Raw genomic sequence first — 26,634 nt, 5'->3', positions numbered from 1 at the left:
TCGCGGAATTTAGCTCTATGCTCGGTTAACGTAAGGCTACGTACACATAGGGATGTGAAAAGATATGCGCGCCAAAATTTTACAGATGCTTCTATGCCAAGTTTTTCTCGCGATCGCTTTGATTTATGTTCCTGGTATTTCAAGGGCATCAGAATATGATGATTTTGATTATGTTTGCGCCAGTGACGCGGTTAAGAGTGGATCCGTTGTAGATGCAATAATTAAATCAAATGAACTGGCTGGCTATTGCAAAGATGGTCTAGTAAAAAGGGTTCGGGATGTCTCGTTGGTCAAAAGCACGGTGATAGAAGTGTGTCAAGGGTCCACAATCCCTGCCGGCTGGGTAATTGTTGAAACTGTGTCGGGGGCTCCGAACTGCCCAGGACCTACTGGGTACTTGGCCTACAGGATTGAGAGGGTTCAGGGGCTATCGCAAATAAATGCTTGCTCGATTTCGCAGATTCCTGTGAACTGGGTTATTACTCGCGTAAATTCTGGTGATGCGAAGTGTTACGATCCAGGTAAATCGATGTATCTTTCCTACACTTTAGCCGATTCAGTTGGACAGACCGCTATGCAGGTGTGCGGGGTTTCCCCTATTCCATCGGGATGGGTCATTACTGCAACAACTCCCGGGGTCGCCGAGTGCTTGGATATGCCCTGGGGTGGTTATCGAGCATTTTCGATAATTAATTTAAATTAATAGAGATTGTTTGCATCTCTGGCTGATCGGCGCTGTTTCACAGGTCTTTTTCGCCGCTCGGGACGGTGAAGTTCTTTCCAATATCGCCTGATATGCTTGAAGCTAATTGATCAGCTAGCTTGAGGTTTAATGAACGACACGTTGCCCGTCGTGCTGGTGCCGGTCGGCACCGACGACGAGGCCCTGGATGCCTGTCTGGGCGCAATGGATGCCGCCACGCCCGCCGGCACGCGGGTGTGGCTGGCCGACGATGCGCAGGCCGGCCCGCGTGGCCGCGCGGTGATCGCGCACTGGTTGGCGCGCACGCGGCTGCAGGCCCATCACACCCGTCGTCAGCGTATGCTCGGCGAAGTGGCCCATCTGGACGAAATGCTCAGCGGCTGCGGCGATGCCGATGTGGTGGTGCTGGGTGTGGATGCCTGCCCGCTGCCGGGTTGGTTGAATCAGCTCGACGCCTGCTTTGCGCGCGATGCGGCGATTGCCACCGCCACCCCGTGGAGCAATGTGGGCGAAGCCTGCAGCTGGCCACGCCTGGGCGAACTCAATCCGATGCCTGCCGCACCGGAGCGGCTTGCCGCTGCGTGTGCGGCGATGCCGCCACTGCATCCGGAACTGCCGTCGGCAATCGGCCACGCGGTGCTGCTGCGCGGCAGCGCGCGGCGCAAGGCCGGCGGCCTGGACGCCAGCAGCTATGGCTCCTGGTATGCGGCACTGGTGGACCTGAGCCTGCGCATGGCTGGCCTGGGCTGGCGCAACGTGCTGTGCGACACCGCCTTCGTCGCCTCGCCGCACGAAGGCCGCCCTGCCGATGGCGACATGGATGCACTGGCCACACGCTGGCCGGCCTGGCACGCACGCCTGGCCAACTTCCTGATGCACGACCCGCTGCGTGCGCAGCGCGATCAACTCGCGCAGTTGCTAGCCGATTTACCGCCGCCGGATCCACAACGCAGGCTATTTGACGCGTAGAACAGCTTCCAAAGCGGCATGCTCACCGTCAGGCGGGCGCAGTCGGTGTTCGGTGGACTCGTACAGTGCAGTTCTTGAGCGCTGTCCTATGCAACCTGACGACTGCTCGCCGTACGGTGAGTGCAATGGCTTTGTCGGCTGTATGTTGGTGGATGCTATCGGACGTCCAGGTCAAACGCCGAGTGGGTCGAGGGCGCGGTGCCCTCACCGCTAGCGGGACACGCCGTGAACCCGTCCCTGGGGGCTCGGTGGCGGCATTCATGCCGCCACACGGTCCCGCAATCGGCGAGGACACCGCACCAGAGAGTGAGTCGGTTGCTTTGTTGAAAACATGCACACCGACCATCTCGACTGGTCCTTGCCCGCCCACCGTCGCGGGACCTTACGCGGCATGGATGCCGCGTAAGAGCCTACATGGACGTACTTGCGGCGTGTCCTGCGATGGTGGGCAGGCAAGGGCCCTGCAGCCAGGCCGCAGTTCAGTGACTGACGTGACGTCGTCTTGTTAGCCGATCAAGAAGCCGACCGCATCGGTGCCTCGGTGCGTACCACCACATCCAGTGCATCGTGGCGCCAGGATTCGATATCCAGTTCCACCGCGCGGCCGTCTTCGGCGAAGCTGATCCGCTGCAGCCGGAAGCAGGGTGTGCCGGTGGTGGACTGCAGCAACAGGGCTTGCGCGGCGTCTAGCCCGGCCGGATGCATCGACAATTGCGCGCGGCTCAGGAACAGCCCGAGTTTCTGGTTGAACACACTCGACAGCGAGCCGGCCAGGTCGTGCTCCAGCAGGCCCGGCGCCCAGGCGGCCAGCACCACGTTGGTTTCCAGCAGCACCGCGCGGCGGTCGATCCAGCGCCGGCGTTGCAGCACGAAGACCTCTTCGTAAGGCGTCTCCAGCCGTAGTGCGGCCGCGTAGGCAGCCCCCGCTGCCTGTCGGGTGGCACTCAACAGCTCGGTGCGCGGTTTGCGTCCTTGCGCCGCCACGTACTGCATGAAGCCGGCGATGCTGGTGGGGTCGTAGCGCACGCGCGGTGCGCTGACGAACCAGCCGCGCCGGTTCTCGCGGTAGATGCGACCCTGCGCTTCCAGTTGCTGCAAGGCCTCACGCAAGGTGATGCGGGTGCAACCGAAGCGTTCGGCAAGCTCGCGCTCTACCGGCAGGCGCTGATCCGGGCCCCATTCGCCGGCGGCGATCTGCGCGGAGACGATTTCGGTGATGGCGTGTTGGCGCGACGCGCTCATGCGGCGATCCGCCGATGTTGGCTGCGGCGCAGGTGCAAGGCAGTCAGATGAGAGAGGTGCATGCGGCGATGGTAAAGAAGAACGCGCCCGCAAACTGCAGGTGGCTCAGGCAAGGCCTGCCAGGTTCTGCTGCTGTTGGGTTTTCCAGCTGCGCCATCCATATAGCGCCAGCAGCACGAAGCCTGCATACAGCAGTGCGGTGGGATACAGCCCCTTGCTGACGAACACGCCCACGTAGACGCAATCGAGCACGACCCACAGTATCCAGTTGGCGATGCGCTTGCGTGCGGCCCAGACGCTGGCGACCAGGCTGAAGCTGGCCAACGCCGCGTCCAGCCACGGCAGTGCGGCATCGGTGCGGTGATGCATGTAGGCACCGAGCGCGGCGGCGAACACGGCACCGATGCACAGCGAGATCCACAGCTCCGCCTGCGGCATCGGCAAAGGGCGAATGCGCGTCTGTGCCGCCATCCCGCGCTGCCACTGCCACCAGCCGTACAGCTGGGTCAGCACGTAGACGCCTTGCAGCAGCATGTCCGAGTACAGCTTCCACTGATAGAACAGCCAGGCATACAGCGCCACCGCCACGATGCCGACCGGCCAGCACCAGCGAATGCGCCGCGCGGTCAGCCAGACGCCCAGCAGGTTGATCACGACGGCGGCAGATTCGAGCAATGACATGGAAGGTCTGGGAAGGATGTCTGATGAACGATGGATCGGTGGCTGGGACGCAGAACAGTTCAACGCGATCGTGCAGGCAGGCCGAGCGCGTTCACCGCCTGCAGCCGATACCGGCAGCGCACTCGGCCCGCGCAGCACCGCTGTCGCGTAACTTGTGCAGCTCACACGTCAGCGGATCGCATGGCCGCATCGGCTGCGTTTAGAAGTCCAGCTGCACGGTCAGACGCGCCGTGCGCGGCGCGCCCGGGAACAGATAGGCATCGCCCTGGTATTCGCCGCTATCGCGCCAGTAGCGCTTGTCGAACACGTTGTCCACGTTCAGGCGCCAGGTGGTGGCCAGCCCGCCCAGTGCAGTGGCGTAACGCGCGCCCAGGTTGGCCACCGTGTAGGCCGGCACGCTGGCGTTGCCGAGCCGGTCGGCGAACTTGCGCCCGCTGTATTGCGCGCCTGCCAGCAGCGCCAGGCCATCGATGCCGGGCACGCTGTAATCGGCCTGCAGGCTGGCACGCAGCTTGGGCACGTTGATGGCCTGGTGGCCTTCGTACTCGGCGATGTCGGTGTCTTCGGCACGGGCGCGGATGGTGGCAACGCTGGCGAACACGCGCAATTGCTCGGTGGCAGCGCCATCGGCCGACAACTCCAGGCCGCGGTTGTGCAGGCGGCCCTGTTGCACATAGCGCAGGCCACCATCGGCCTGCGGCTGGGTGAACTGGTAGGCCTGGCGGATGTCGAACAGCGCCGCGCCCAGGCGCAGGCCGTCGAAATCGAATTTTGCGCCGGTCTCCAGCTGGTACGCATTGGTCGGCGGCAGGATCTCATCGGCGTTGTCGGCAAACCACGGGGCGGTGCCGCCGGCGGCCAGGCTCTTGGCGTAGCTGGCGTACAGCGATACCTGCTGCTGCGGTTTGAACAGCAGCGCGGCCTGCGGCAGCAGCGTGTCCTTGCGCGTGCGTCGCTCCAGCACGCCATCGCGGTCGAAGCTGCGCTCGTCCAGGCGCACATAGCGCGCGCCCAGCGACAACTCCCATTGGGAACCCAGTCCAATCCTGTCGGCGACCACCAGGGCACGTTGGCGGCTGTCCAGGCGCCGTTGCTTCGGGTCCAGCGCGACGTCGGTCTGTGCAAACACCTCCGGGTCGCGGTCGATGCTGCCGCTGCCGACGAATTCGTTGACCGAACCGAAGCGATCGATGGTGCGGCGTAGCCAGTCGCCGCCGATGCTCAGGCGGTGATCCAGCGCGCCGGTGAGCACACGGCCTTCGAGCGTGGCGCGCAGTTGATCGTGCACGCGGGTGTCGTCGGGGCTGCGGTAGTCGTAGACGTCGTACTCGCCTTGCGCGCTGAAGAAATTCGGGGTGGCGCTGTCGGCGCAACTGGTCGCGCCATAACAGCCCCAGGCGAACGCGGAGAAATCATTGATCACCGAGCGGCTACGTGACGCTTCAGCGGTGGCGCGCCAGTTGTCGTTGAATTGGTAGGCGTAGCGCAGCTGCGCATTGAGCGAATCCATCTCCACCGGCCGCGACCACGGCTGGTAGCCGAGCAGGCGATGCACATCGATGTCGCGCGGTACCTGCGTGCCACCGAGCAATTGGTAGCCGGGCACCGAGCGTTGCTGGCGATGCTGATACTCCACATCCAGCTGCAGCAGCGACTGCGGGCTGATCTTCCAGTCGCCGGCCAGCGACAGGAAATTGCGATAACCGTCGGCGTGGTCGACATAGCTGTTGATGTCTTCGCGCGCGGCGTTGACGCGCAGGCCCAGGCTGCGCTCGGCGCCGAACCAGTCGCCCAGGTCGGCGGCGACATAGCGCGAGCCCTGCTCGTCGGTGCCCAGGGTCACGCTGCGCACGTGCTCGGGCCGCTTGGTGCGGTAGTCGATCAGTCCGGCCGGTTCGTTGACACCTGATTGCAGCCCGGGCAGGCCCTTGAGGATCTGCACTTGCTGCTTGTTTTCCAGTGCAATGGATTGCTCGCCCACCGCGCTCAGGCCGTTGATGCGGTAACTGTTGGCGGCGTTGAGCGAATAGCCACGCACGACGAAATTCTCGTAGTAGCCGATCGGGGCGTAGGCGTCGCCAGCGGAGGCATCGGCGCGCAATACCTCGCTGAGCACGCGTGCCTGACGGTCGAGCAATTGCTGGCGATCGATCACCGCGATCGAGGCCGGCGCATCCAGCAGCCGCGTGGCGCCGAAGCCGGTCAAGGCCGTGCTGGCGTCGGCGCGTTCGCCACGCACGTTGACCGCATCCAGTTCGACCGCCTCGGCACCGGGTTGTTGCTGCGCGAGGGCAGGCGTGGCGATGCACAGCGCAAGTGCAAGCACGAGCGGGCGGCGGTGGGGCAGGAGGGCGGGCAGGTGCATGCGCAGGGCTCGAAAAGGAGAGGGAAAAACGCTCATGGCAACCGACGCGCGCGCGCGTGCAGGTGATCGAGCAGACGCTGGCCATCGGCGCTGGCAAACCAGTCCGCATGGCCGAGCAGGTAACGGTGATAGGCGATGTCGGCGTTGTCGGCCGAGCGGGTGATGCCGGCGAAGTATTCGATCTCGCTCAGGGCGAAGTCGGCATGCACGATCGGCAGCAAGGCGGTCAGCTGCCGCAGCTGCGCGGCGCCCAGTGCGCAGTGCCGGGCGTAGCCGTCCAGCAAGGCGTCGAGCTGCTCCAGCTGCGGCTGCGCGCGCTGCCCCGCATCCAGGTTCAACCATGGAATCAGGTTGCGTTCGATCGCCGTGGCCAGGTCGAACATTGCAAAGCTGCGGTCGCACAGGCCGAAGTCGAACACCGCGCTGACCTCGACGTCGCCATCGTCGTGTGTGCGCCACAGCAGGTTGGAGGCATGCCAGTCGCCATGCGTCCACAGCGGCGGCAGCGCGCCAGGCGCCGACAGCACCGACCAGGCCCGGGCGTGCCAGGGCAACAGGTGGTCGGTCAGATCACGGCGCCAGGGCCGGTCCTGAAAATCGGCGGCCAGGCCGGGGCGCGACAGCAAGGCCTGTTCCACCGCCCGGAGCGGGTCGGCCTGCGCGAACAGGGCCAGGTTGGCCACCAGTACGCTGCTGCGGCGTGGCGGCGCATCGAATCCCTGCGCTGCCAGATGCAGGCGTGCCAGCGCGGTACCTGCCGCCGCCGCATGCGGGACGCTGGTAAAGGGCGTCCACGACAGGGCATCCCGATACAGGTCCTGGCCGAATCCGGCGCGCTGCACTTCGTAGACCCAGTCCGCATCGGCCAGGGCGGTGCGTCCCGCGGCATCGTGCAGCACCTCGACCACCGGTGCGCCGGCCCAGCGCAGATGCGCCATGAAGACGTGCTCTTCGCGCAACGCGGCGACATTGCGCACGCTGCGGTGATGCCGCTTGACGATGAGCGTGCCGCTGGCGGTGTCCACGCAGGCGGCGGCGGAAAACGGGCGGGCGCTATGCCAGCGAATCAGTTCGCTACCGACGGGAGCGGAAAAGTGCTGCAGCACGCGACGGATTTCGTCGGCGGTCAACACCGGCCAGTCCGGCAGCGCCAGCTCCAGGCTCATGCCATGCACCTGATGCGAGGTGCTCATGCGCCCGGCTCCGGCAATGCGGTGCGGGTCAGTGGTATAGACCAGTCGATCGGTGCCGAAGCGGCGGACCCGGCGCGCGCGCCGGCGACAACACGGACGGCGCTGCCAGGCCGTCGTTGCGGCGCGCCCGCCATCAGGCGGTTGCGCTGCAGGGAATGAAAAGGCAGCGCAACACCGAAAGGTCGCTGGCCGTCATCTCGACACTAAAAATGTGGGGCGCGCCGTGGGCGGCGCCTGCGCAAAACCGCTGGGCGGTTCCGGGCGCGCAGTATGCCTGTTGCCGCTGCCAGCCGCCATGTCGGCGCTGGCAGGCGCACGATGGCGTTGCGCCACCCCGGCACCGGATAATGGCCGGATGACTCCCGTCCAGATTGCCGCCGTCGTCGTCACCTATCAGAGCAGCAGCACCATCGATGCGTGCCTGTCGCGGCTGCGCGCGGCCGAGGGCATCAGCGAGATCCGGGTGGTCGACAACGCCTCCAGCGACGACACCCTGGAGGTCGTGCAGCGGCATGCCTTGGCCGATGCGCGGCTGCACTTCATCGCCAATCCGGACAACCCGGGTTTTGCGAGCGCCTGCAACCAGGGCGCGCGCGACTCGCAGGCGCCCTGGCTGGTGTTCATCAACCCGGACCTGATGGTCGAGCGCGACACCTTGGCGCAGCTGTGCGCACGCGCGGCCGGCCATGCGGCGGTGCTGTTGGGCGTGGAGCAGGTGGACGAGGACGGGCAGCCGGATGCCGCAGTGCGCCGCCGCGATCCGGATTTTGCCGCGATGCTGCGCGCACCGCGCGCTGCCGCCCAGCTGGCGGTGCCGGCCGATCCCGCTGCGCCCCTGCAGGTGGTGGACGCCATCTCCGGTGCCTTGATGCTGATGCAACGCAGCCTGTTCGACCGGCTGGACGGCTGGGACGGCGCCTACCGCCTGCATGCCGAAGACCTGGACCTGTGCCGGCGGGCACGCCAGGCCGGTGCGCTGGTGGCGGTGGCCAACGATCTGCGGGTCGTGCATGTGCGTGGCGTGTCCAGTCGTTCGCGGCCGTTCTTTGTCGAATGGCATAAGCACCGCGGCCTGTGGCGCTATTTCCGCAAGTTCGAGGCGGGCCGGCGCGGGTGGCTCACCCGGCTGGGCGTATGGCTGGCGATCTGGACCCATGCCGTCGCCCAGGTACCGAAATTGTTGCGAAAGAGATGAGTTCGCTCGCGTTAAATTTGTGATAAATCAGTGATGGGTGGCGGGACTTATGTGTGATACGTTTCGCCTCGAAGTGTGATCAATCACTAGCTTCCTGTCCCTTCCGGGTCCCCCATCAGGAATCGTGCAATGTCCTTACAGAACGACCCGCAATTGCGGGGACGTCAGCCGTGCGCCGCCGCGCTGCAGTCCAGTCCGGTTGTCTCGCCCTCTTCTCTTGATTCCATCGCGCGCCGCGCGCCGGTAGCTGCGCTGTCGGCGCTCGCGCTGAGCTGCCTGATGGCGGCCTTGCCGGACACGGCCGTGGCAGGCGCCTGGACCCAGCCGCAGGGCGACACCCTGGTGATCGTCAAGGCGCTGCATAGCGATGGCACCGGCTGGTTCGACGATGCCCACCACCGTGGCGATTTCGGCAACAACGGACGCAGCCGCCAGGACCAGCTCAATGTCTACGTCGAGCATGGCCTGAGCGACAAGCTGAGCTTTATCGGCAATTTCTATTTCACCGAAGTCGGTTTCAACAACGACGAACCGGTGAACGGTGCGCCCGGACGGGCACGCCGCAGCACCACCGGCTTTGCCGATCAGGAGATCGGCCTGCGCTACGCACTGCCAGGCGCGGCCGACGATGTCTGGCGTAGCTCGGTGCAGGCCCTGGTCAGTATCCCGGCCTATGGCCGTAGCAAGACCTATCACCCGAACAATCCTGGGCGCGACCCCGCGCTCGGCCTTGGCGACTACGGTCTGGAGCTGCGTTACAGCCGCGGCCGTGGTTACACGCTGGGCGGGCGCAACGGCTACGTCGATCTGGGTGGCGCGGTGCGCCTGCGCGGCAGTGCCGCTTCCGACGAAGTGCGGGTGGACGCGTCCACCGGCCTGAGCCTGACCCCGAGCTGGTTGCTGCTTGGCGAAGTCAACGTGATCCAGGGCCTAGGCAATGGCCGTAACGACGCGTTTGTCGTTGGCTCGACACCTGGCGATTCCGGCTTCGTCGCCACCGGCACCAACTACGACCTCACCAAGCTGCAGCTGTCCACGCTGTACACAGCGCCGGGCGGCAGCCAGTGGCAGGTGGGATATCAGCAGCCAGTGATGGGCCGCAACACCGGCGCCGCAGGTGGGCCTTTCGTGGCCGCCTGGTGGCGGTTCTAAGGACGCCACGACAATGACGGTCACCTGCGAAATGGACGCGCTGGGACGAGCACCGGACATCGGCCGCGAACGCGGTCTGTTGGGTCGCGCGCTGGTCACGGCAGGCGTCATCACCGACGAACAGCTGCGCTCGGCGCTGGCGTTGCAGCAACGCTGGAACTCGCGCCTGGGCGATGTGATCCTGGCCCAGCGCGGCGTGCCGGCGCAGCGGTTCTACGCCATCGTTGCCGCGCACTTCGGCCTCGAGTTCATCGATCTGGTGCAGCAGCCGCCGGATCCGGAGCTGCTCAGCCCGGGCGATCTGGAAAGTTACGCGCAGCGCCTGCTGCTGCCGTGGCGTCGCGAAGACGGTGTGCTGGTGCTGGCCGTGGCCGATCCCGACCCGGCCGTGTTTGCCTGGGCGCGCGCGCACTACGGTGAGGACGTGCGTTTTGTCGGCACCGCCAAGTTCGACATCATCTGGAGCCTGCAGCGCTATGCCGACGAGCAGCTCACCGACAACGCGCTGAACCTGCTCGCATCGCATGCGCCGACGTACTCGGCGCGCCAGGTGGTGACGCGCGGACAGAAGTTCACGCTGTGGGCGATCGCCGCGGTGATGGTGATCGCGATGGTGCTGTTCCCGGTGCCGGCCCTGATCACCGTCAACGTGCTGGTGGCGCTGGGCTTTCTGGCGACCTTCGGACTGAAGCTGTTGCTGGTGTGGTTCGGCTCGCGCCACCGTATCGACATCAAGGTCACCGAGGACGAAGTGGCCGCGCTGCGCGACGACGACCTGCCGGTCTATACCGTGCTGGTGCCGATGTACAAGGAGCCGGAAGTCCTGCCGATCCTGGCCAACGCGCTGCGCAAGCTGGATTACCCGATCAGCAAGCTCGACGTGAAGCTGGTGCTGGAGGCGGACGATTTCGACACCATCGAGGCCGCCAAGAAACTCGGCCTGGAGGCGTTCTTCGAAATCATCCGGGTGCCGCCGTCGCAGCCCAAGACCAAGCCCAAGGCCTGCAACTACGCCCTGCATTTTGCGCGCGGCGAGCTGCTCACCATCTACGACGCCGAAGACAAGCCCGAGCCGGATCAGCTCAAGCGCGTGGTGGCCGCGTTCCGCAAGGCCGACAAGGATGTGGCGTGCATCCAGGCGCGGCTGAACTACTACAACGCCGACGAGAACTGGCTGACGCGGATGTTCACGCTGGAGTACACGCTCTGGTTCGACTTCTACCTACCGGCGCTGGAATACCTGCGCATCCCGATTCCGTTGGGCGGCACCTCCAACCACTTCCGTCTGGATGTGTTGCGCCAGGTGCGCGCCTGGGACCCGTACAACGTCACCGAAGACGCCGACCTGGGCGTGCGGCTGATCCAGAACGGCTACCGCGTCAACGTGGTCAACTCCACCACGTTCGAAGAAGCCAACGTCAGCATTCCCAACTGGATCCGGCAGCGCTCGCGCTGGCTCAAGGGCTACATGCAGACCTGGCTGGTGCACATGCGCGACCCGGTGCACCTGTATCGCAGCACCGGGTTCAAGGGCTTCTGGGGTTTCCAGTTCTTCATTGGCGGCGGCTTCTTCACCGCGTTGGGCGTGCCGGTGCTGTGGGCGCTGTATGTGGTCTGGGCAGTCACCGGGACAACCGCGTTCGAGCGCTTCTTCCCGCCGTGGCTGGCGACCGTGTCGTTGGTCAATCTGCTGTTGGCCAATGCGTTCTTCATCTACATCACGCTGGTGGCTGCGTTCAAGCGCGACTACTTCAAGCTGGCGCCCTACGCGCTGACCGTGCCCTTTTACTGGGTGCTGCAGTCGATCGCCGCGTACAAGGGTCTCTGGCAGCTGATCCACAATCCGTTCTATTGGGAGAAGACCACTCATGGCATCAGCAAGCATTCGGAAAACGAGCGCCGCGCCGCACTCGAAGAGTGAGTCGGCGGTCCCGCGCCGTCACAGCGGGCTGCCGGCGTTTCTGGTTGCCGTGGTGGCCCTGTCGCTGCTGAGCCAGCCGCTGCTGCTGCAGTCGGTCGGCTCCGCCACACCGGCAATCGCACCAGCAGCCGGCTTGCCGGCAACCGGTCTGTTGTCGTGGGCGATCAATCTGGGGCTGGACAGCTGGAACCTGCCGTTCCAGGTCTGGCCGTTCCTGGCGGTTGCCGCCAACGCGTTGTTCCTGTCGCTGCTGTGGCGCGATCTGGCCGGCGTGTTCGGGCGCGGCTGGGCCAGTGGTTTGACCATGCTGGTGGGCTGCAATCCGCTGTTCCTGCTGCCGATCGCCGCAGGCGGAAGCCAGGCGGTGGGTCTGCTGGCGTTCTACGGCCTGTGCCGCACCTTGCGCCGCCTGCAGACGCCGGTAGAGGCCTTCACCTATCTGCGCATTGCCGGCTGGTTGTGCATCCTGCTGTGCCTGGATCTGCAGACACTGGCGCTGTCGACGATGGTGGCACCGTGGCTGCTGCTGGTGATGCCGCCGCAGATGCTGCGCAAGGCGCCGGGTTCGTTCTACCTGGTGTGCTACCTGCCTTTCGCGTTTCTGGTCGGCATGTGGGCCTACGTCAATCTGACCGTGTTCAACGCACCGTGGCCGACGCTGTCCAGCATCGGGCAGGGCGCGCATCCGCTGCCGTTGCCGCTGGCCGAGCATGCGCAAGGCTGGTCGCCGGCCGTGCGTTGGGGCGTGGCGGCGGTGGTCTGCTTCCCGGTGCTGGCGTTGCTGGCCCGTAGCCGCAGCAGTGCGCTCACGCGCGGCGTGCTGGCCAGTGCCGGCACCGTGATCTGTGCGGCGGCACTGTCATTCGCCTTCGGCTGGGCCGGGTTCGACGCCTTGCTGCTGCTGTGGGTGCCGGCAGCGTTGCTGCTGCGCGCGCTGCATGCCGATCAGCGCAGTCAGGCCGCCGGCCTGCTGTTGCTGGGCCTGATCGGTGCGGCCTGGGTACAGCCGCAGGGCTGGGGCAGCTGGATGCGTGCGGCGCCTGCCGATGCGCAGTCCTTGCTGCAGGGCGAGGCGGTGGTGGTGAGCGCGCCGGTGTCGTTGCCGACCGGCGCGGCGACGCCGGCGATGGACGCCGTGCAGGCGCAGCCCACCGTGGCGACTGTCGCGGACGTGGCCGCGCCCACGCAGCCCGCGTCCGGCGTCAGCGCGCCCGCCACTGCTGCAATCGTGCAGCCGGACAAGAACACTGCGGTCATCGGTGCAATGGACTGCGCGCACACCACGACCGCGTCCACCACCAAGGCATCCGCCGCATGTTCAAACGCGTTCTGAGTACCGCGTTTCTGGTCGGGGCGTGCATGCTGGTCAATGGCTGCAACGCCGATGCATCGACGTGGATGGGCGCCAACGTCAAGGTCTCGGCCAATGCGCCGTGGGAGAGCGAGGCGGCGGGACAGTCGCTGGATGCGCTGGCCAAGACCGGCGCCAGCAAGGCCTTGCTGGTCGCGTTTGTGTGGCAAGCCAACCCGCAGGCGAACGATCCGGTGCTGGGCAGCGACAGCAGCGTGGAGGCCATGCGCGCGGCGTTGCGGCAGAGCCACCACGCCGGCCTGCAGGCCACGCTCAAGGTGCATGTGTGGATTCCCGGGCATTGGGCCGGCGACACCGCGCCCACCGACCAGGCAGCCTGGTTTGCCGCGTATCAGAACGCGTTGCTGCCGTTGGCCAAGCTGGCCGAAGACGAGCATGCCGAAGCGTTGGTGATCGGCACCGAACTGCGCAAGCTGCAGGACGCGCCGCAGTGGCCCGGTCTGGTGGCGGAAGTGCGCAAGGTCTACCACGGCAAGCTGCTGTATGTGGCCGACGGCATGGAGCACGCCGAAAGCTTCCGTTACTGGTCCTTGTTCGATGCGGTGGGCACCAGCCTGTATCCGCGGCTGTCCGAAGCGGCTGCCGCGCGCACGGCCGAGATGGATGCCGCCGCGCAGCGCCTGCAGCAACTGGGCCAGCGCGTGGGCAAGCCGGTGTGGGTGGCGGAGCTGGGGCTGCGTTCTGCACGCGGTAGCCTGGCCGCGCCCTGGGAGAGCCCGGAGCAACGCGCCGCTGCAGTGGACACCCGCCTGCAGCTGCAGGTGTTGCAGCAGTGGCGCAAGGTGCTGCAGGCGCACGGCGTGGAAGGTATCGCGCTGTGGTGCTGGTACACCGACCCCAAGGCCGGCGGCCCGGGCGACAGCGACTTCACCGTGCAGGGCAAACCGGCGCAGCAGGTGCTGGCGCGCTGAGCGATGGCGCCTGGCACTCTCCAAGAGAACGCCAGGCGCAATTGCCGAGGTGACTTGCCGGGGCGAAGCGCACTGCCGCCGCGCAGCGCATCGCCTCTCGGACGCATCGGCGGCTTGCACGCAGCGCGATCGCCGCTGCGGGCATAATCCGGCGGCATGATCATCCATTCGCTGCTCGACACCGACCTGTATAAATTCACCATGATGCAGGCGGTGCTGCATCAGCATCCGGCCGCGCAGGTCGACTACCGCTTCAAGTGCCGCACGCCCGGCGTGGATCTGGCCCAGTTCATCGACGAGATCTCGCGCGAGATCGATGCGCTGTGCCGGCTGCGGCTGCGCGAGGACGAGGTGGCCTATCTGCGTGGCCTGCGCTTCATCAAGCCGGACTTCGCCGACTTCCTGGCGCTGTTCCATCTGGACCGCAAGTATCTGCAGCTGTCGGCATCGACCACCCATCCGGGCGAGATCGAGCTGACCATCCGCGGCCCGTGGCTGCACACCATCCTGTTCGAAGTGCCGTTGCTGGCGATCATCAACGAGGTGTGGTTCCGCAACACCTCCGAGCCGGATTACGAAGAAGGCCGTCGCCGCCTGCGCGAGAAGGTGAGCAGCCTGCGCAGCATGCCGGCCGGCTGCAAGATCGCCGATTACGGCACCCGGCGGCGCTATTCGCGGCACTGGCACGGCGAGTTGCTGCCGTTGCTGCGCGATGGCCTGGGCGAGCAGTTCGTCGGCACCAGCAATGTGTATTTCGCCAAGCATTACGGCCTGACTCCGCTGGGCACGATGGCGCACGAGTATCTGCAGGCATTCCAGGCGTTGGGGCCGCGGCTGCGCGACTCGCAGGTGGCCGCGCTGGAATCGTGGGCGCGCGAGTACCGCGGCGATCTGGGTATCGCCCTGTCCGATGTGGTGGGGCTGGACGCGTTCCTGCGCGATTTTGATCTGTATTTCTGCAAGCTGTTCGACGGCATGCGGCATGATTCGGGCGACCCGTTCGAATGGGGCGAGCGCGTCATCGCCCACCTGCAGGCACACCGCATCGACCCCGCGACCAAAGTGCTGGTGTTCAGCGATGGCCTCAACATCGACAAGGTGATGCGGCTGTACGCGCACTTCCATACGCGCTGCCGGCTGGCGTTCGGGGTCGGCACCAGCCTCACCAACGACCTGGGGCCGACGCCGCTGCAGATCGTGATCAAGATGGTCCGCTGCAATGGGCAGCCGGTGGCAAAGCTCAGTGACTCGCCGGGCAAGAGCATGTGCGAGGACGCCGGCTACCTGCGCTATCTGCGCGATGTATTCGGCCTGCCGCCGATACCGGAAGCGGGTGACCACGCGCGGCAGTGACTGACGTGTAGCGGCAGCGTGTGCCGGGGCTTGGCGGCCCTGTCAGGGAATGGCCAAAAAAAATGCGATGCAGCGCTCAATTGGCCGCATGGGTTCGTTAACATTGGCATCACGCGTACTTCACGTTTGATGCACGCGACGTTGACGGACGGCTTCCTCCCCACGCGATGCCCGTATGACTGCACCCGACCCATTGTCGCTGTACCGCGCGCGCAGCTGCTCCCGGCAGTGGCTGGGCTTTGTGCGTGCGATGGCCGCCGAGTTCGGCGCCGAGTTGCCCGAGGACGATCTGGCCCCGTTGATGGCGCGCATCGGCCGGCGCTTCGCGCGCGAGCACCGGCTGGCGCACTGCACGACCCTGGACGAGATGCAGCAGGCCGCCAACGCCGTGTGGGAGCGCTGTGATTGGGGCCAGTGCGCGATGCACGACCACGCCGACCACGTGCGGATCCAGCACGCCAGCGCGCCGTTGAGCGTGGCACTGGATGGTGCGGCATGGAGCGATGGGTTCCTGCAGGGCGTGTACGAAGGATGGTTCCAGCAACTGGGGATGCTGGCAGGCCTGGCGGTGCAGACCGCGCCAGGCGACAGCGTCGATCTGCGCAACCTCGTGTTGCTGCGGACGGCATGAACGGCTGAAGTCGGGCAAGGGGAGTGTGATGGCACCGAAGAACAACAAGGCAGCATCCGGGCATGACGATGTGTCCGGCCTGTTCGCGCGGTTGGGGACGCCGGCGAGCGCGGGCTATCAGGATTTCGCCCACACCCAGCTGCCGCCGCGCAGGCCGGAAGTGACGCAAACGCCGGTCCCGGCAGCGGTCGAACAGGCCCCCGCTGCGGCGGACGCCGTGCAGACGCCAGCGCCGCTGTTGGCGCCTGCCGCATCGGTGCCGAGCGTTTCGATTGCCATGCAGGCAGTGCCGGCGGCGCACCGGTCCGTGCCTGCCGAAGAGACGGCAGGCCCGCCGCTCGATGCGCTCGCGCCGCTGCGCAAATTGCGCCAGCTCGACGAGCCCGCAGCGCCTGCAGCGCAGCCGGGCGAGCGCCAGGCGCAGACGCCGCTGGAGTGCTTGTTCCAGCGGCTGTTGCAGGCCGATGCGCCCAGCGCGACGCAAAGCCCGCTGCAGCGACTGCGCTCGCGTTGATCAGCACCACCGCGTGACCTTCGGCAAGCGCCGCTGCGCTCGCCCGTTTCGCCTCGTTTTGCCGCACGCCGCCACACTTGAAGGATTATCTGATGACTGCTGCCAGCCGCCGTTCCGGATCACCGCTGCCCATGCTGGCGACCTGGGCGCTGTGGTTGTTGGGCGGCCTGCTGCTGGTGTTCGTGGTTGCCGTGCCGATGGATGTCACCCAGCAACTGGTGTTCTCCGGGGTGCTGTTCGCCGTTGCGCTGGCGGTGCGCAAGCGCGGCGGGCGGGTGGTGATGCTGACGATGATGGGCATGTCGCTGGCGGTGTCGTGCCGCTACATCTGGTGGCGCACGACCCAGACCATGGGCGTGGGCAGCGCGGTGGATTTCATCCTGGGCCTGGGCCTGCTGGGCGCGGAGCTGTATGCGTTCGTGATCCTGGTGCTGGGCTATTTCCAGGTGTTGTGGCCGCTCGATCGCAAGCCGGTGCCGTTGCCGGCCGACCAGGCCCTGTGGCCGAGCGTGGACGTGTTCATTCCCACCTACAACGAGCCGTTGTCGGTGGTGCGCACCACCGTGCTGGCGGCCAGCGTGATCGATTGGCCGGCCGGCAAGATCACCATCCATCTGCTCGATGACGGCCGCCGCGACGCATTCCGCGACTTCTGTGCCGAGGTCGGCATCAACTACGTCACCCGCACCAACAACGCGCACGCCAAGGCCGGCAACATCAATGCCGCGCTGAAGAAGTGCAACGCCGAGTACGTGGCGATCTTCGATTGCGACCACATTCCGACCCGCAGTTTCCTGCAGGTGGCGATGGGCTGGTTCCTGCGCGACACCAGGCTGGCCCTGGTGCAGATGCCGCACTATTTCTTCTCGCCCGACCCGTTCGAACGCAACCTGGGCACGCATGGCAAGGTGCCCAACGAAGGCGAGCTGTTTTACGGCCTGCTACAGGATGGCAACGACCAGTGGAATGCGACCTTCTTCTGCGGTTCCTGCGCGGTGATCAAGCGCAGCGCGCTGGAAGAAGTCGGCGGGGTGGCTGTGGAAACCGTCACCGAGGACGCCCACACCGCGCTCAAATTGCAGCGTCGCGGTTATCGCACCGCCTATCTGGCGGTGCCGCAGGCTGCAGGCCTGGCCACCGAGAGCCTGTCCGGCCATGTGGCGCAACGCATCCGCTGGGCGCGCGGCATGGCGCAGATCGCGCGCATCGACAATCCGCTGCTGGGGCGCGGGCTCAGGCTCTCGCAGCGGCTGTGCTACCTCAATGCGATGCTGCACTTCTTCTACGGCTTGCCGCGCATCATCTACCTCACTGCGCCGCTGGCCTATCTGTTCTTCGGCGCGCACGTGATCCAGGCCTCGGCGTTGATGATCCTGGCCTATGCGTTGCCGCACCTCCTGCAGGCCAATCTGACCAACCTGCGGGTGCAGAGCCGCTTCCGCCATCTGCTGTGGAATGAGGTCTACGAGACCACGCTGGCCTGGTACATCTTCCGTCCCACCCTGGTCGCGCTGCTCAACCCCAAGCTGGGCAAGTTCAACGTCACGCCCAAGGGCGGGCTGGTGGCGCGCAGTTATTTCGATGCGCAAATCGCCAAGCCATACCTGTTCCTGCTGTTGCTCAACCTGGCCGGTGTGGCTGCCGGCGTGCTGCGCCTGATCTATGTCGGCGGCAGCGGCGAGCAGCAGACGATCTGGTTCAACCTGGCCTGGACGCTTTACAACATGGTGCTGCTGGGCGCCACCATCGCCACCGCCAGCGAAACCCGCCAGGTGCGCAGCGCCCATCGCGTGCCGCTGGATGTCCCGGTCAATCTGTATCTGCCCGATGGCAGCGTGCTGCCCAGTCGCTCGCTGAATTTTTCCACCGGCGGCATGGCGATCAGGCTCGCCCAGCCGCAGCCGATCGAGCCGGGGTTGCCGGTGCAGATCGGCCTCAGTCATCGCGGCGTGGAGCAGACCTTGCCGGCGGTGGTGCGGCAGGACCGCGACGGCCAGGTCAGCGTGCAGTTCACCGCGATGTCGATGGAACAGGAGCGCTGGCTGGTGGCCTCGACCTTTGCGCGCGCCGACATCTGGCTGTCGCAATGGGGCCAGCACGACCGCGATGCGTTCTGGCGCTCGCTGGGCCAGGTGCTGGCCGCCAGCGCGCGCGGCTTCGGACGCCTGGGCGGGCATATCGCGCTCAGTGCGCGTCAGGGCTTCCGCCCGGCGCGCGCGCTGGATCTGGAGTCGTGAGCGTGACGCCTGCCGTTTCCCTTTTCCCTGCCAAGAAGCCACCGATGCGAATGTCCCCGGCCGTGTTGACCTGTGTGCTCACCCTGCTGACCGGCCTGGCGCAGGCGCAGCAGGCCGTGCCGGCAACGGCGACGACCACGCCGACCGGGCAGGACGGCACCGCCGCGAGCGCGCCGCCCGCACCGGCAGCGATGCCGGCCGGCAGCACCCGCACCTCCAGCCTGCGCGAGCTCGGCATCGACTACGAGATCACCTTGCGCGGCGTGCAGGGCAGTGCCGGCGTGCCCTTCAGCGTGCGCAGCGACGAGATCGTCACCGCCGCCACGCTCAACCTCAAGTACAGCTATTCGCCCGCGCTGCTGCCGGACCTGTCGCATCTGAAGGTCACCATCAATGGCGTCACCGTGGGCACCTTGCCCGCCGACAAGGCCAATGCCGGCAAGCTGCTCTCGGCCGATCTGCCGATCGACCCGCGCCTGGTCACCGATTACAACCAGCTCAACCTGCAGTTGATCGGCCATTACACGCGCGAGTGCGAAGACCCGGACCACAGCAGCCTGTGGGCGAATGTGGACGCGGCCACCAGCCTGTCGCTGACCACCACGCCGCTGGCGCTGGCCAATAACCTGGCGTTGTTGCCGGTGCCGTTCTTCGATGTGCGCGACACGCGCCGGCTGGAATTGCCGTTCTACTTTCCGCAGCGCCCGGACAACGCCACGCTGCAGGCGGCCGGCGTGGTCGCCTCGTGGTTCGGCGCCCTGGCCGGCTACCGCGGCGCGCTGTTCCCGGCCTCGACCGAAGCGCTGCCGGCCACCGGCAACGCAGTGGTGTTCGCCACGCCCAGCACGCTGCCTGAGCAGTTCGCCACCGCCGACAGTGGCGTGGCCGATATCCGTGGCCCGACCGTGGCAGTGGTGGTCAACCCGACCGATCCCAATGGAAAGCTGCTGCTGGTGCTCGGCCGCAACAGCGAAGACCTGCAACGCGCCGCCACCGCGCTGGCCTTGCGCGCGCCGTTGACCGGGGCGGTCGCCCGCATCGGCGAGGTCAGCGCGCCGGTGCCGCGTCAGCCGTACGATGCGCCCAAGTGGGTGTCCAGCCAGCATCCGGTGCGCTTCGGCGATCTGGTGACCCAGCCCGGCCAGCTTAATGTCAGCGGCTATCACCCGGACCTGATCCGGGTCGGCCTGCAGCTGCCGCCGGACCTGTTCGTGTGGGAGCGCGACGGCATTCCGGTCGCGCTGAAATACCGCTACACGGTGCCGGACGTGGATAACAAGTCTGCGCTCAACGTCAGCATCAACGAGTCGTTCGTGACCACGCTGCCGCTGACCGGCCGCCCGTTCGCCGAGTCCACCCCGAGGCGCTGGTGGAACAGCCTGGGCGCGCGCGGCAGCATGCCGGTGCATCAGGATCTGACATTGCCGGTGGGTGCGTTCTCGGCCAACAGCCAGTTGCGCTTCCACTTCTTCTTCGATCGCCCGCAGGGCGAGGAGTGCAAGAACACCTTCCCGGATGTGTCCGGCGCCATCGACGCCGATTCCAGCATCGACCTGAGCGGTTTCCACCACTACATGGCGATGCCGAACCTGGCCGCGTTCGCCAATGCCGGTTACCCCTTCACCCGCCTGGCTGATCTGTCCGAATCCACCATCGTGCTGCCCGACAATCCGGGCGACCAGGACCTGGGCAATGTGCTGACCCTGCTCGGACGCTTCGGCGCCTCCACCGGGTATCCGGCGCTGCATGCGCAGATCATTGGTGCCGGCGCGGTGCAGCAGCATGCCGACCGCGACCTGTTGCTGCTCGGCAGTGCGCAGTCGCAGCCGCTGTTCAAGCAATGGCGCGCACAGCTGCCGGTGGGCCAGGACGGGCAGGCGACCCGCTTTGCGCTGACCGATTGGGTGCTGGAAAAACTGCCTGGCTTCCTGTCCTTCGATGCACGCCGCACCGACCTGCCGACCACCACCGAAATCGCGCTGCAACCGCAGCCGGACGACGTGCTGTTGATGGGATTCGAATCGCCGTTGAAGTCCGGCCGCAGCGTGGTCGCGTTCCAGAGCGAAGACCCGGCCAACATGAGCCGGCTGTTCGATGCCTGGTTCGACCCGACCCTGCTCAAGGACTTCCAGGGCAGCGTGGTGTTGCTGCAGCAGAAAAAGGTCATCAGCCTGGTCGGCAACCAGACCTACTACGTCGGCCATCTGCCGCTCCCGACCTGGTTGCGCTGGTACTTCTCGCACCACCCGGTGTGGCTGGCGTTGACCGTGGTGCTGTTGGCGCTGTTGCTGGCGCTGGCCGCGCGCGTGCTGCTGCGCCGGCATGCCGCCGAGCGGCTCAACGACGGCGGCAGCGCATGAGCGCGCACGACAGCGCCGCAGCGATGACACGCCGCAGCCTGCTGCGCGCCGGTGCGCTGGCCGGCCTGGCTGCGCTGCTGCCCACGCGCGCAGCGGCGGCGGCTGGCCAATGCGGGCCGTGGCCGCTGTGGAATGCCTTCGTCGACAAGCACATCCAGCCCGACGGGCGGGTGGTGGATTTCCTCAATCCGGACCAGCGCTCGACCTCCGAAGGTCAGTCGTATGCGCTGTTCTTCGCCCTGGTCAACAACGACCAGGTGTTGTTCGAGAAGGTGCTGGGCTGGACCCGCCATAATCTGTGCGGCGGCCGCCCGGACCTGAACCTGCCGGCGTGGTTGTGGGGGCGCGATGGCAGCGGCAACTGGCGCGTGCTCGATGCCAATACCGCCAGCGATGGCGAGCTGTGGATTGCCTACGCGCTGCTGGAAGCCGGGCGGCTGTGGAGCCGGCCCGGTTACGGCAAGGCCGGCCAGCAGATCCTGCAACTGATGCGCCAGCAGGAGGTGGCCACGTTGCCGGGCCTGGGCGCGATGTTGCTGCCCGGCCGCACCGGCTTTGCCGAGAAGCAGCGCTGGACGCTCAATCCCAGCTACCTGCCGATCCAGGTGCTGCGGCGCTGCGCCAACGCCGACCCCAAGGGGCCGTGGGCGGCGATCGCCAGCAATGCCGCGCGCGTGTTGCGCGAGAGCGCGCCGGTGGGTTTTGCGCCGGACTGGACGGTGTGGGATGGCGAGCGCTTCAGCCCCGATCCGAAGCGCGGCAACGTCGGCAGCTACGACGCGATCCGCGTGTATCTGTGGGCCGGCATGCTCGATGCCGGCGAGCCGCTGCGCAGCGGCTTGCTGCGCGACCTGTCCGGCCCGGCCGACCTGCTCGCCGCACAGACCCCGTTTGCGGAAAAGGTCGACACCGCGCGCGGCGTGGGCAGCGGCGCATTGCCGGTCGGGTTTTCTGCCGCGCTGCTGCCTTACCTGAGTGCGATGGGCCAGCCCGCGCTGCTCAAGGCGCAGGCGCAGCGCATTCCCGCCGCCGCACAAGCGGCAGCCGCTGTGCTGCCGTACTTCGAACGCACGCTGGCCCTGTTCGGACAGGGCTGGCTTGAGAACCGCTACCGCTTTGCCGCAGACGGGCGCCTGCTGCCCGCCTGGAGAACGCCTGCATGCTCCGCAAAAAACTGACCCCGCTGTACCTCGTCGGCATGATCGACCTGTGCCTGCTCGCCTTGCCGGTGCAGGCGCAGACCAGCGCCACCCAGCAACTGGTCGGGCAGGGCAATTACTGGCACGACCAGGGCCGCGACGATCTGGCCGCCGACACCTGGCGCAAGCTGCTTGGCGTCGATCCGGATCAGCCCGACGCCTTGCTCGGCCTGGCGCAGATCGATCTGGCGCAGGGCCGTCAATCCGAAGCACGCAAGCGCCTGCAGCAACTCGACGCGGCACACCCGCAATCGCCGCAGGCACAGCGCCTGCGCGTGGCGATCGGCGCCCGTGGCAGCAGCGCTGCCGGCGAAGATCCGAACCTGCGCAACGCACGCCGCGCCGCCGCGGCCGGGCGCTATGTCGAAGCCGCGCGCAACTACGACGCGCTGTTCGCGGGCAAGCCGCCGCCGGCGTTGGCGCTGGAGTACTACCAGTCGCTGGCCGGCACCCCCACCGGCTGGGAGCGTGCGCGTGACGGCCTGCAACGCCTGCAATCCAGCGAACCGGGCAACCCGTCCGTGCAACTGGCGCTGGCGCAGGTGCTGAGTTACCGCGAACCCACCCGCCGCGACGGCATCGCGCAGCTGCGCACGCTGGCGCAACGCGCCGATGTCGGCGGGCCGGCGCGCACAAGCTGGCGCCAGGCGCTGTTGTGGCTCAACGCCGGCATGGCCGATGCGCCGCTGTACCAGGCATTCCTGGCCGGCACCCCGGCCGATGCGGAAGTCACCGCCAAACTCGGCCAGCTGCGCGAACAACGCAGCGCGGCCACCGCCGCGCCGGCCGACTCCAACGGCGTGCTGCTGGGCGAAGGCTTCCGTGCGCTGGGCGCCAATAATCTGGGCGCTGCCGAACAACGCTTCACGCAGGTGTTGCGCGCACGTGCGCGTGATCCGGAGGCGCTCGGCGGCCTGGGCTCGGTGCGCCTGCGTCAGCAGCGCTTTGCCGAAGCGCAGGAGCTGCTGCGCCCGGCCGCGGCGAATAACGGCAAATGGAAAGCTGCGCTGGATAGCGCGCGCTACTGGCTGCAGCTGCAGCAGGCCGAGGCCGCACGCACACGTGGCGATCTGGCACAGGCGCGCCAGCTGGCGGAGCAGGCGGTGCAGCTGCTGCCCAACGAGCCGGCCGCGCAGGTGGCGCTGGGCGGCTTGCAGGCCGCCAGCGACCCGGCCGCCGCCGAGGCCAGCTACCGCAAGGCGCTGTCGCACGATGCCGACAATGCCGGCGCGCTGCAGGGCCTGGTCGGTTTGTACAGCCGCCAGGGCCGCATGCAGGAAGCCAGCGACGTGTTCAATCGCCTGCCTGCCGCAGAACGTGCCAAAGCCGGGGGGCAGGCCTTGCTGCGTTCCAACGTGCAGCGTGCGCGCGCCCGCCAGGCGCTGGAAGCCGGCGATGCGGTCAGCGCGCAGACCGAGCTGGAAGCGGCGATGGTCGAGCGCCCGGGCGATGCCTGGATCCGTCTGGATCTGGCTCGCCTGTACCAACAGGCCGGCCGCCCCGACCAGGCCCGCAGCGTGATGGATGGCCTGCTCGCCGTGCATGGCGACCAACCCGAAGCGCTGCAGGCCAACGCCTTGCTGGCGCAGGAAAGCGGCGACTGGCAGGGCGCCTACGACAGCCTGGAGCGCATTCCGGTCGCCTCGCGCACGCCGGAAATGACCCAGCTGCGCACCACCGCCTGGATCGAACTGCAGGCGCGTCAGGCACGCTTGCTGGTGGAGCAGGGCCGGCCCGGCGACGCGCAGCAGTTGCTGGCGCGCACCGAAACCGCGCTGGGCAATCAGCTCGACGACCCGCAGTTGCTGGCCGCACTGGCCGGCGCACATGCCGATGCCGGCAACGCCCCGCGCGCGCTGACCCTGGCCCAGCGTCTGGTCACCGGCGCCACGGTGCGCAGCGAAGATCGCCTGCAATATGCCGGCGTGCTGCTGCGCGCGCACCAGGACGCCGAACTGTCGGCGGTGCTGCGCCAGTTGCAGGCCACCACCCTGACCCCGGAACAGCTGCGTCGTTATCAACGCCTGCGCAGCGCCTACACGCTGCGCCAGGTGGATGCGCTGCGCGAACTCGGCAATCTGGAAGGCGCCTACGACGCGCTGTCGCCGATCCTGGCCCAGCAGCCGGACAGCCGCGATGCGCAGGCCGCGCTCGCACGCCTGTATGCCGCCTCCGGCGACCAGCGTCAGGCGCTGGCGATCTACCAGCAGATCCTGCAGCGTCATCCCGACGACCTGGACACGCTCACTGCCGCCGCCAACAGCGCGGCCGCGCAGTCGGACCTGCGCAATGCCGAGCATTACCTGCAACGCGCGCTGGCGCAGGCACCGGAGTCGCCGGAGGTGCTGGCCGCGGCCGGCCGCGTGTATCGCAGCGCCGGCAAGAACCGCAAGGCCGAGCAGTATTTCCGTGCCTCGCTGGCCGCGCAGCAGCGTCAGGCCGGGCAACTGGACAATGGCCTGCCGTCCGCGCGTGGTCCGTCCGCGGTCGCGTCCTCCAGCCGCCCGCTCAATCCGTTTTCCGGCATGACCGGCGGCATGCCACGCTCGCCGGCGGTGTTGTCCGAGCGCATGGATGCCGGTAGCGCCTATGGCGACGTGGCGGTTGCACCGGTGGCAGCGTCGCCGGGCTCTGCACGATTCGCCGCTGCCACACCGATTGGTCCTTCCGACAATGGTGGCGATGCATTGCCGCCGCCGATCAGCGCCGGCGCTGCGCCCGCCATGCTGCCGGTCTCCAGCGGCCGCATGCGCGGGTCGTCGCGCGGCGACGGGCTGCTTGCCGCGCGCGCGGTCGCACCGATCGCCGCAGACGCCGGTCCACGTCTGACCAAGCCCGCCGCACAGGCGTTGCCGCCGCTCGGCAGCGGCAACGGCGTGCTCGACGAGTTGCGTGCGGTGCAGTCGGAAAACAGCGACAACCTCGCTGGCGGCGCGTTGTACCGCTCGCGCGATGGCGAAGACGGTTTGGGTCGCCTGGACGATATCGAAATGCCGGTCCAGGCCGAGTTCGCGGTCGGCGACGGCAAGCTCGGCGTCACCCTGACCCCGACCATCGTCGATGCCGGCACGCTGACCACCGATTACGTCACCGCCAGCCGCTTCGGCAGCGGCCCGCAGACCGCCATCAACGATGCGCTGGCGGCCGATCGCGGCCCGATCGATACGCTGGTCAGCTCGTCGATGTACCAGTTGCTCGCCACCGAAGGCGACACCGCCGCCACGCGCGAACGTCTGCGTCGCTACGCCTTGAACACCGGCCTGTTCAACGAACTGCTGGTCGAGAACAACAACAGCAATGCCGCCGCCGTGGCGGCGCTGGCCAACGAACCGTTGCCGGCCTACCTGCTCGGCATCAATGCCTCCAACACGCCGATCGCCCAACTGGCGCGCGACATCCTCGGCAATACCGCGCTCAGCGAACAGCTGGCCGCCGGCGATGCGGCCGCGTTGCGCGCGCTGGCCGGCAGCACCGCCGCCGCACAACAGACTCCGACCGGGCTGGCCGCCACGCTCAATACCATGGCCGCCACCGGCAACGGCGCGCGCCGGCTCAGCCAGGACGACACCGGGGTGGGCGTCGGTGTGCGCTATCGCAATGGCGGGTTCAGTGCCGACATCGGCAGCACCCCGATCGGCTTCCAGGAACAGAACCTCATCGGCGGCGTCGGCTATCGCGGCGAGCTTGGCGATGCGGTGAGCTGGTCGGCCGAAGCCTCGCGGCGCGCGGTGACCGACAGCGTGCTGTCGTTCGCCGGCGCGCAGGATGCCCGCAGCGGCCGCGAATGGGGCGGGGTGACCAGCAATGGCGTGTCGTTGTCGGCCACTGCCGACAATGGGCTGCTGGGCGGTTATGCCAATCTTGCCGCGCACCGTTTGCTCGGCAACAACGTCGCCGACAACGACCAGCGCCAGCTCGACCTGGGCTTCTACGTGCATGCACTGGAAACCCGGCACCAGTCGCTGACGGCCGGCATCAATCTCACCGCCATGCAGTACGACAAGAACCTCAGCGGCTTCACCTATGGGCACGGCGGTTACTTCAGCCCGCAGGACTATGTGGACCTGGGTTTTCCGGTGCACTGGAGCGGCCGCAGCGCCGGTCAGACGGTGAACTGGAAGGTCGATGCCAGCATCGGCGTGCAGCACTTCAGCACCGACGCCTCGCCGTATTTCCCGACCGATCCGACTTTGCAGCAGGCCGCCTACGATGCCGCCTCGCTGGCGGCCTTGCTCGGGCTGGTCAACCGCTACACCGACCCGGTGTATGCGGGCGAAACCCGCACCGGCGTGTCCTACAATCTCAGTGGCGCGGCCGAATGGCAGGTGGCGCCGCAGCTGTTCCTGGGCGGGCGCATGACCTTCAACAATGCGCGCGACTACAACCAGTTCAGCAGCAATCTCTATCTGCGGTTCGTGATGGATCGCCTGGGCGCGGCACTGGGTCGTGCGCCACAGGTGCTGACCTCGCCATACGCTGCCGATCGTTGAGGACAAGGCAGACCGACTGCGCGGCCCTCTGGCCGTGGCGGTTGGTCTGCGCTGTGGCGGGTGTCTCTGGCCGGCGTTTTGCTGCGCGCTGTACACGTATGCTGGCGCGCGCGCGCTCGGTGGGGCGTGGACATCGCCGCGTGTGG

The 26,634-nt window shown here is 67.0% G+C and carries 18 protein-coding genes; 14 read left to right on the top strand and 4 right to left on the bottom strand.

The window, feature by feature from the left end:
- Positions 1-64 precede the first annotated feature (64 nt).
- Together DGN21_RS16390 and DGN21_RS16385 are read left to right on the top strand one after the other, a co-directional pair.
- On the top strand, positions 65-703 hold the full coding sequence (locus DGN21_RS16390; protein ID WP_215824997.1) for a hypothetical protein: 639 nt from the start codon (positions 65-67) through the stop codon (positions 701-703).
- Positions 704-832: 129 nt separating this feature from the next.
- Positions 833-1,672: a glycosyltransferase gene (locus DGN21_RS16385; RefSeq protein ID WP_215824996.1), complete on the top strand. Its 840-nt coding sequence runs from the start codon at positions 833-835 to the stop codon at positions 1,670-1,672.
- A 513-nt stretch (positions 1,673-2,185) separates the two neighbouring features.
- Here the strand turns inward: DGN21_RS16385 and DGN21_RS16380 are convergent.
- The 4 genes from DGN21_RS16380 to DGN21_RS16365 form a co-directional block, all read right to left on the bottom strand.
- Positions 2,186-2,914, bottom strand: a complete 729-nt coding sequence (locus tag DGN21_RS16380) for a UTRA domain-containing protein (RefSeq protein ID WP_016901893.1) — start codon at positions 2,912-2,914, stop codon at positions 2,186-2,188.
- Positions 2,915-3,019: 105 nt separating this feature from the next.
- Positions 3,020-3,595, bottom strand: a complete 576-nt coding sequence (gene pnuC / locus DGN21_RS16375; RefSeq protein WP_039518949.1) for a nicotinamide riboside transporter PnuC — start codon at positions 3,593-3,595, stop codon at positions 3,020-3,022.
- Positions 3,596-3,794: 199 nt separating this feature from the next.
- Positions 3,795-5,960, bottom strand: a complete 2,166-nt coding sequence (locus DGN21_RS16370; RefSeq protein ID WP_215824995.1) for a TonB-dependent receptor — start codon at positions 5,958-5,960, stop codon at positions 3,795-3,797.
- 32 nt (positions 5,961-5,992) lie between these two features.
- Positions 5,993-7,153: a phosphotransferase gene (locus DGN21_RS16365; protein ID WP_215824994.1), complete on the bottom strand. Its 1,161-nt coding sequence runs from the start codon at positions 7,151-7,153 to the stop codon at positions 5,993-5,995.
- A 355-nt stretch (positions 7,154-7,508) separates the two neighbouring features.
- On the opposite strand from DGN21_RS16365, the gene DGN21_RS16360 reads away from it, so the two are divergent.
- The 12 genes from DGN21_RS16360 (at position 7,509) to DGN21_RS16305 (ending at position 26,488) form a co-directional block, all read left to right on the top strand.
- Positions 7,509-8,348, top strand: coding sequence for a glycosyltransferase family 2 protein (locus DGN21_RS16360; protein ID WP_126966650.1), 840 nt, complete (start codon positions 7,509-7,511; stop codon positions 8,346-8,348).
- A 129-nt stretch (positions 8,349-8,477) separates the two neighbouring features.
- Complete coding sequence (locus DGN21_RS16355) at positions 8,478-9,500, top strand: hypothetical protein (protein ID WP_184458217.1); 1,023 nt, start codon at positions 8,478-8,480, stop codon at positions 9,498-9,500.
- Positions 9,501-9,513: 13 nt separating this feature from the next.
- Complete coding sequence (locus tag DGN21_RS16350) at positions 9,514-11,421, top strand: glycosyltransferase family 2 protein (protein WP_215824993.1); 1,908 nt, start codon at positions 9,514-9,516, stop codon at positions 11,419-11,421.
- 49 nt (positions 11,422-11,470) lie between these two features.
- Positions 11,471-12,754 (top strand): hypothetical protein, encoded by a 1,284-nt coding sequence (locus DGN21_RS16345; protein ID WP_215824992.1) that lies wholly within the window; start codon positions 11,471-11,473, stop codon positions 12,752-12,754.
- Complete coding sequence (locus DGN21_RS16340; RefSeq protein WP_126966652.1) at positions 12,736-13,704, top strand: glycosidase-like protein; 969 nt, start codon at positions 12,736-12,738, stop codon at positions 13,702-13,704. The genes DGN21_RS16345 and DGN21_RS16340 overlap by 19 nt, the downstream gene beginning before the upstream one ends.
- 156 nt (positions 13,705-13,860) lie before the next feature.
- Entirely contained in the window at positions 13,861-15,057 is a 1,197-nt protein-coding gene (gene pncB / locus DGN21_RS16335) for a nicotinate phosphoribosyltransferase (protein WP_126966653.1), read from the top strand.
- A 175-nt stretch (positions 15,058-15,232) separates the two neighbouring features.
- Positions 15,233-15,688, top strand: coding sequence for a hypothetical protein (locus DGN21_RS16330; protein ID WP_104567975.1), 456 nt, complete (start codon positions 15,233-15,235; stop codon positions 15,686-15,688).
- Between the two features lie 28 nt (positions 15,689-15,716).
- A complete protein-coding gene (locus DGN21_RS16325; protein WP_024939099.1) occupies positions 15,717-16,202 on the top strand; it encodes a hypothetical protein in 486 nt (161 codons plus the stop codon).
- A gap of 92 nt (positions 16,203-16,294) precedes the next feature.
- Positions 16,295-18,439 (top strand): UDP-forming cellulose synthase catalytic subunit, encoded by a 2,145-nt coding sequence (gene bcsA / locus DGN21_RS16320; protein ID WP_126966654.1) that lies wholly within the window; start codon positions 16,295-16,297, stop codon positions 18,437-18,439.
- Positions 18,440-18,483: 44 nt separating this feature from the next.
- Positions 18,484-20,799, top strand: a complete 2,316-nt coding sequence (bcsB, locus tag DGN21_RS16315; protein WP_126966655.1) for a cellulose biosynthesis cyclic di-GMP-binding regulatory protein BcsB — start codon at positions 18,484-18,486, stop codon at positions 20,797-20,799.
- On the top strand, positions 20,796-21,977 hold the full coding sequence (gene bcsZ, locus DGN21_RS16310; protein WP_237474953.1) for a cellulose synthase complex periplasmic endoglucanase BcsZ: 1,182 nt from the start codon (positions 20,796-20,798) through the stop codon (positions 21,975-21,977). Before bcsB ends, bcsZ begins: the two co-directional genes overlap by 4 nt.
- On the top strand, positions 21,959-26,488 hold the full coding sequence (locus DGN21_RS16305) for a cellulose biosynthesis protein BcsC (protein ID WP_126966656.1): 4,530 nt from the start codon (positions 21,959-21,961) through the stop codon (positions 26,486-26,488). Before bcsZ ends, DGN21_RS16305 begins: the two co-directional genes overlap by 19 nt.
- Positions 26,489-26,634 lie beyond the last annotated feature (146 nt).

Source organism: Xanthomonas sp. MLO165, from assembly GCF_018831305.1.
GTDB classification, from domain to species: domain Bacteria; phylum Pseudomonadota; class Gammaproteobacteria; order Xanthomonadales; family Xanthomonadaceae; genus Xanthomonas; species Xanthomonas arboricola.
Note: the sequence above shows the minus strand (reverse complement) of the source record. Positions and strands in the feature narration are given on the sequence as shown.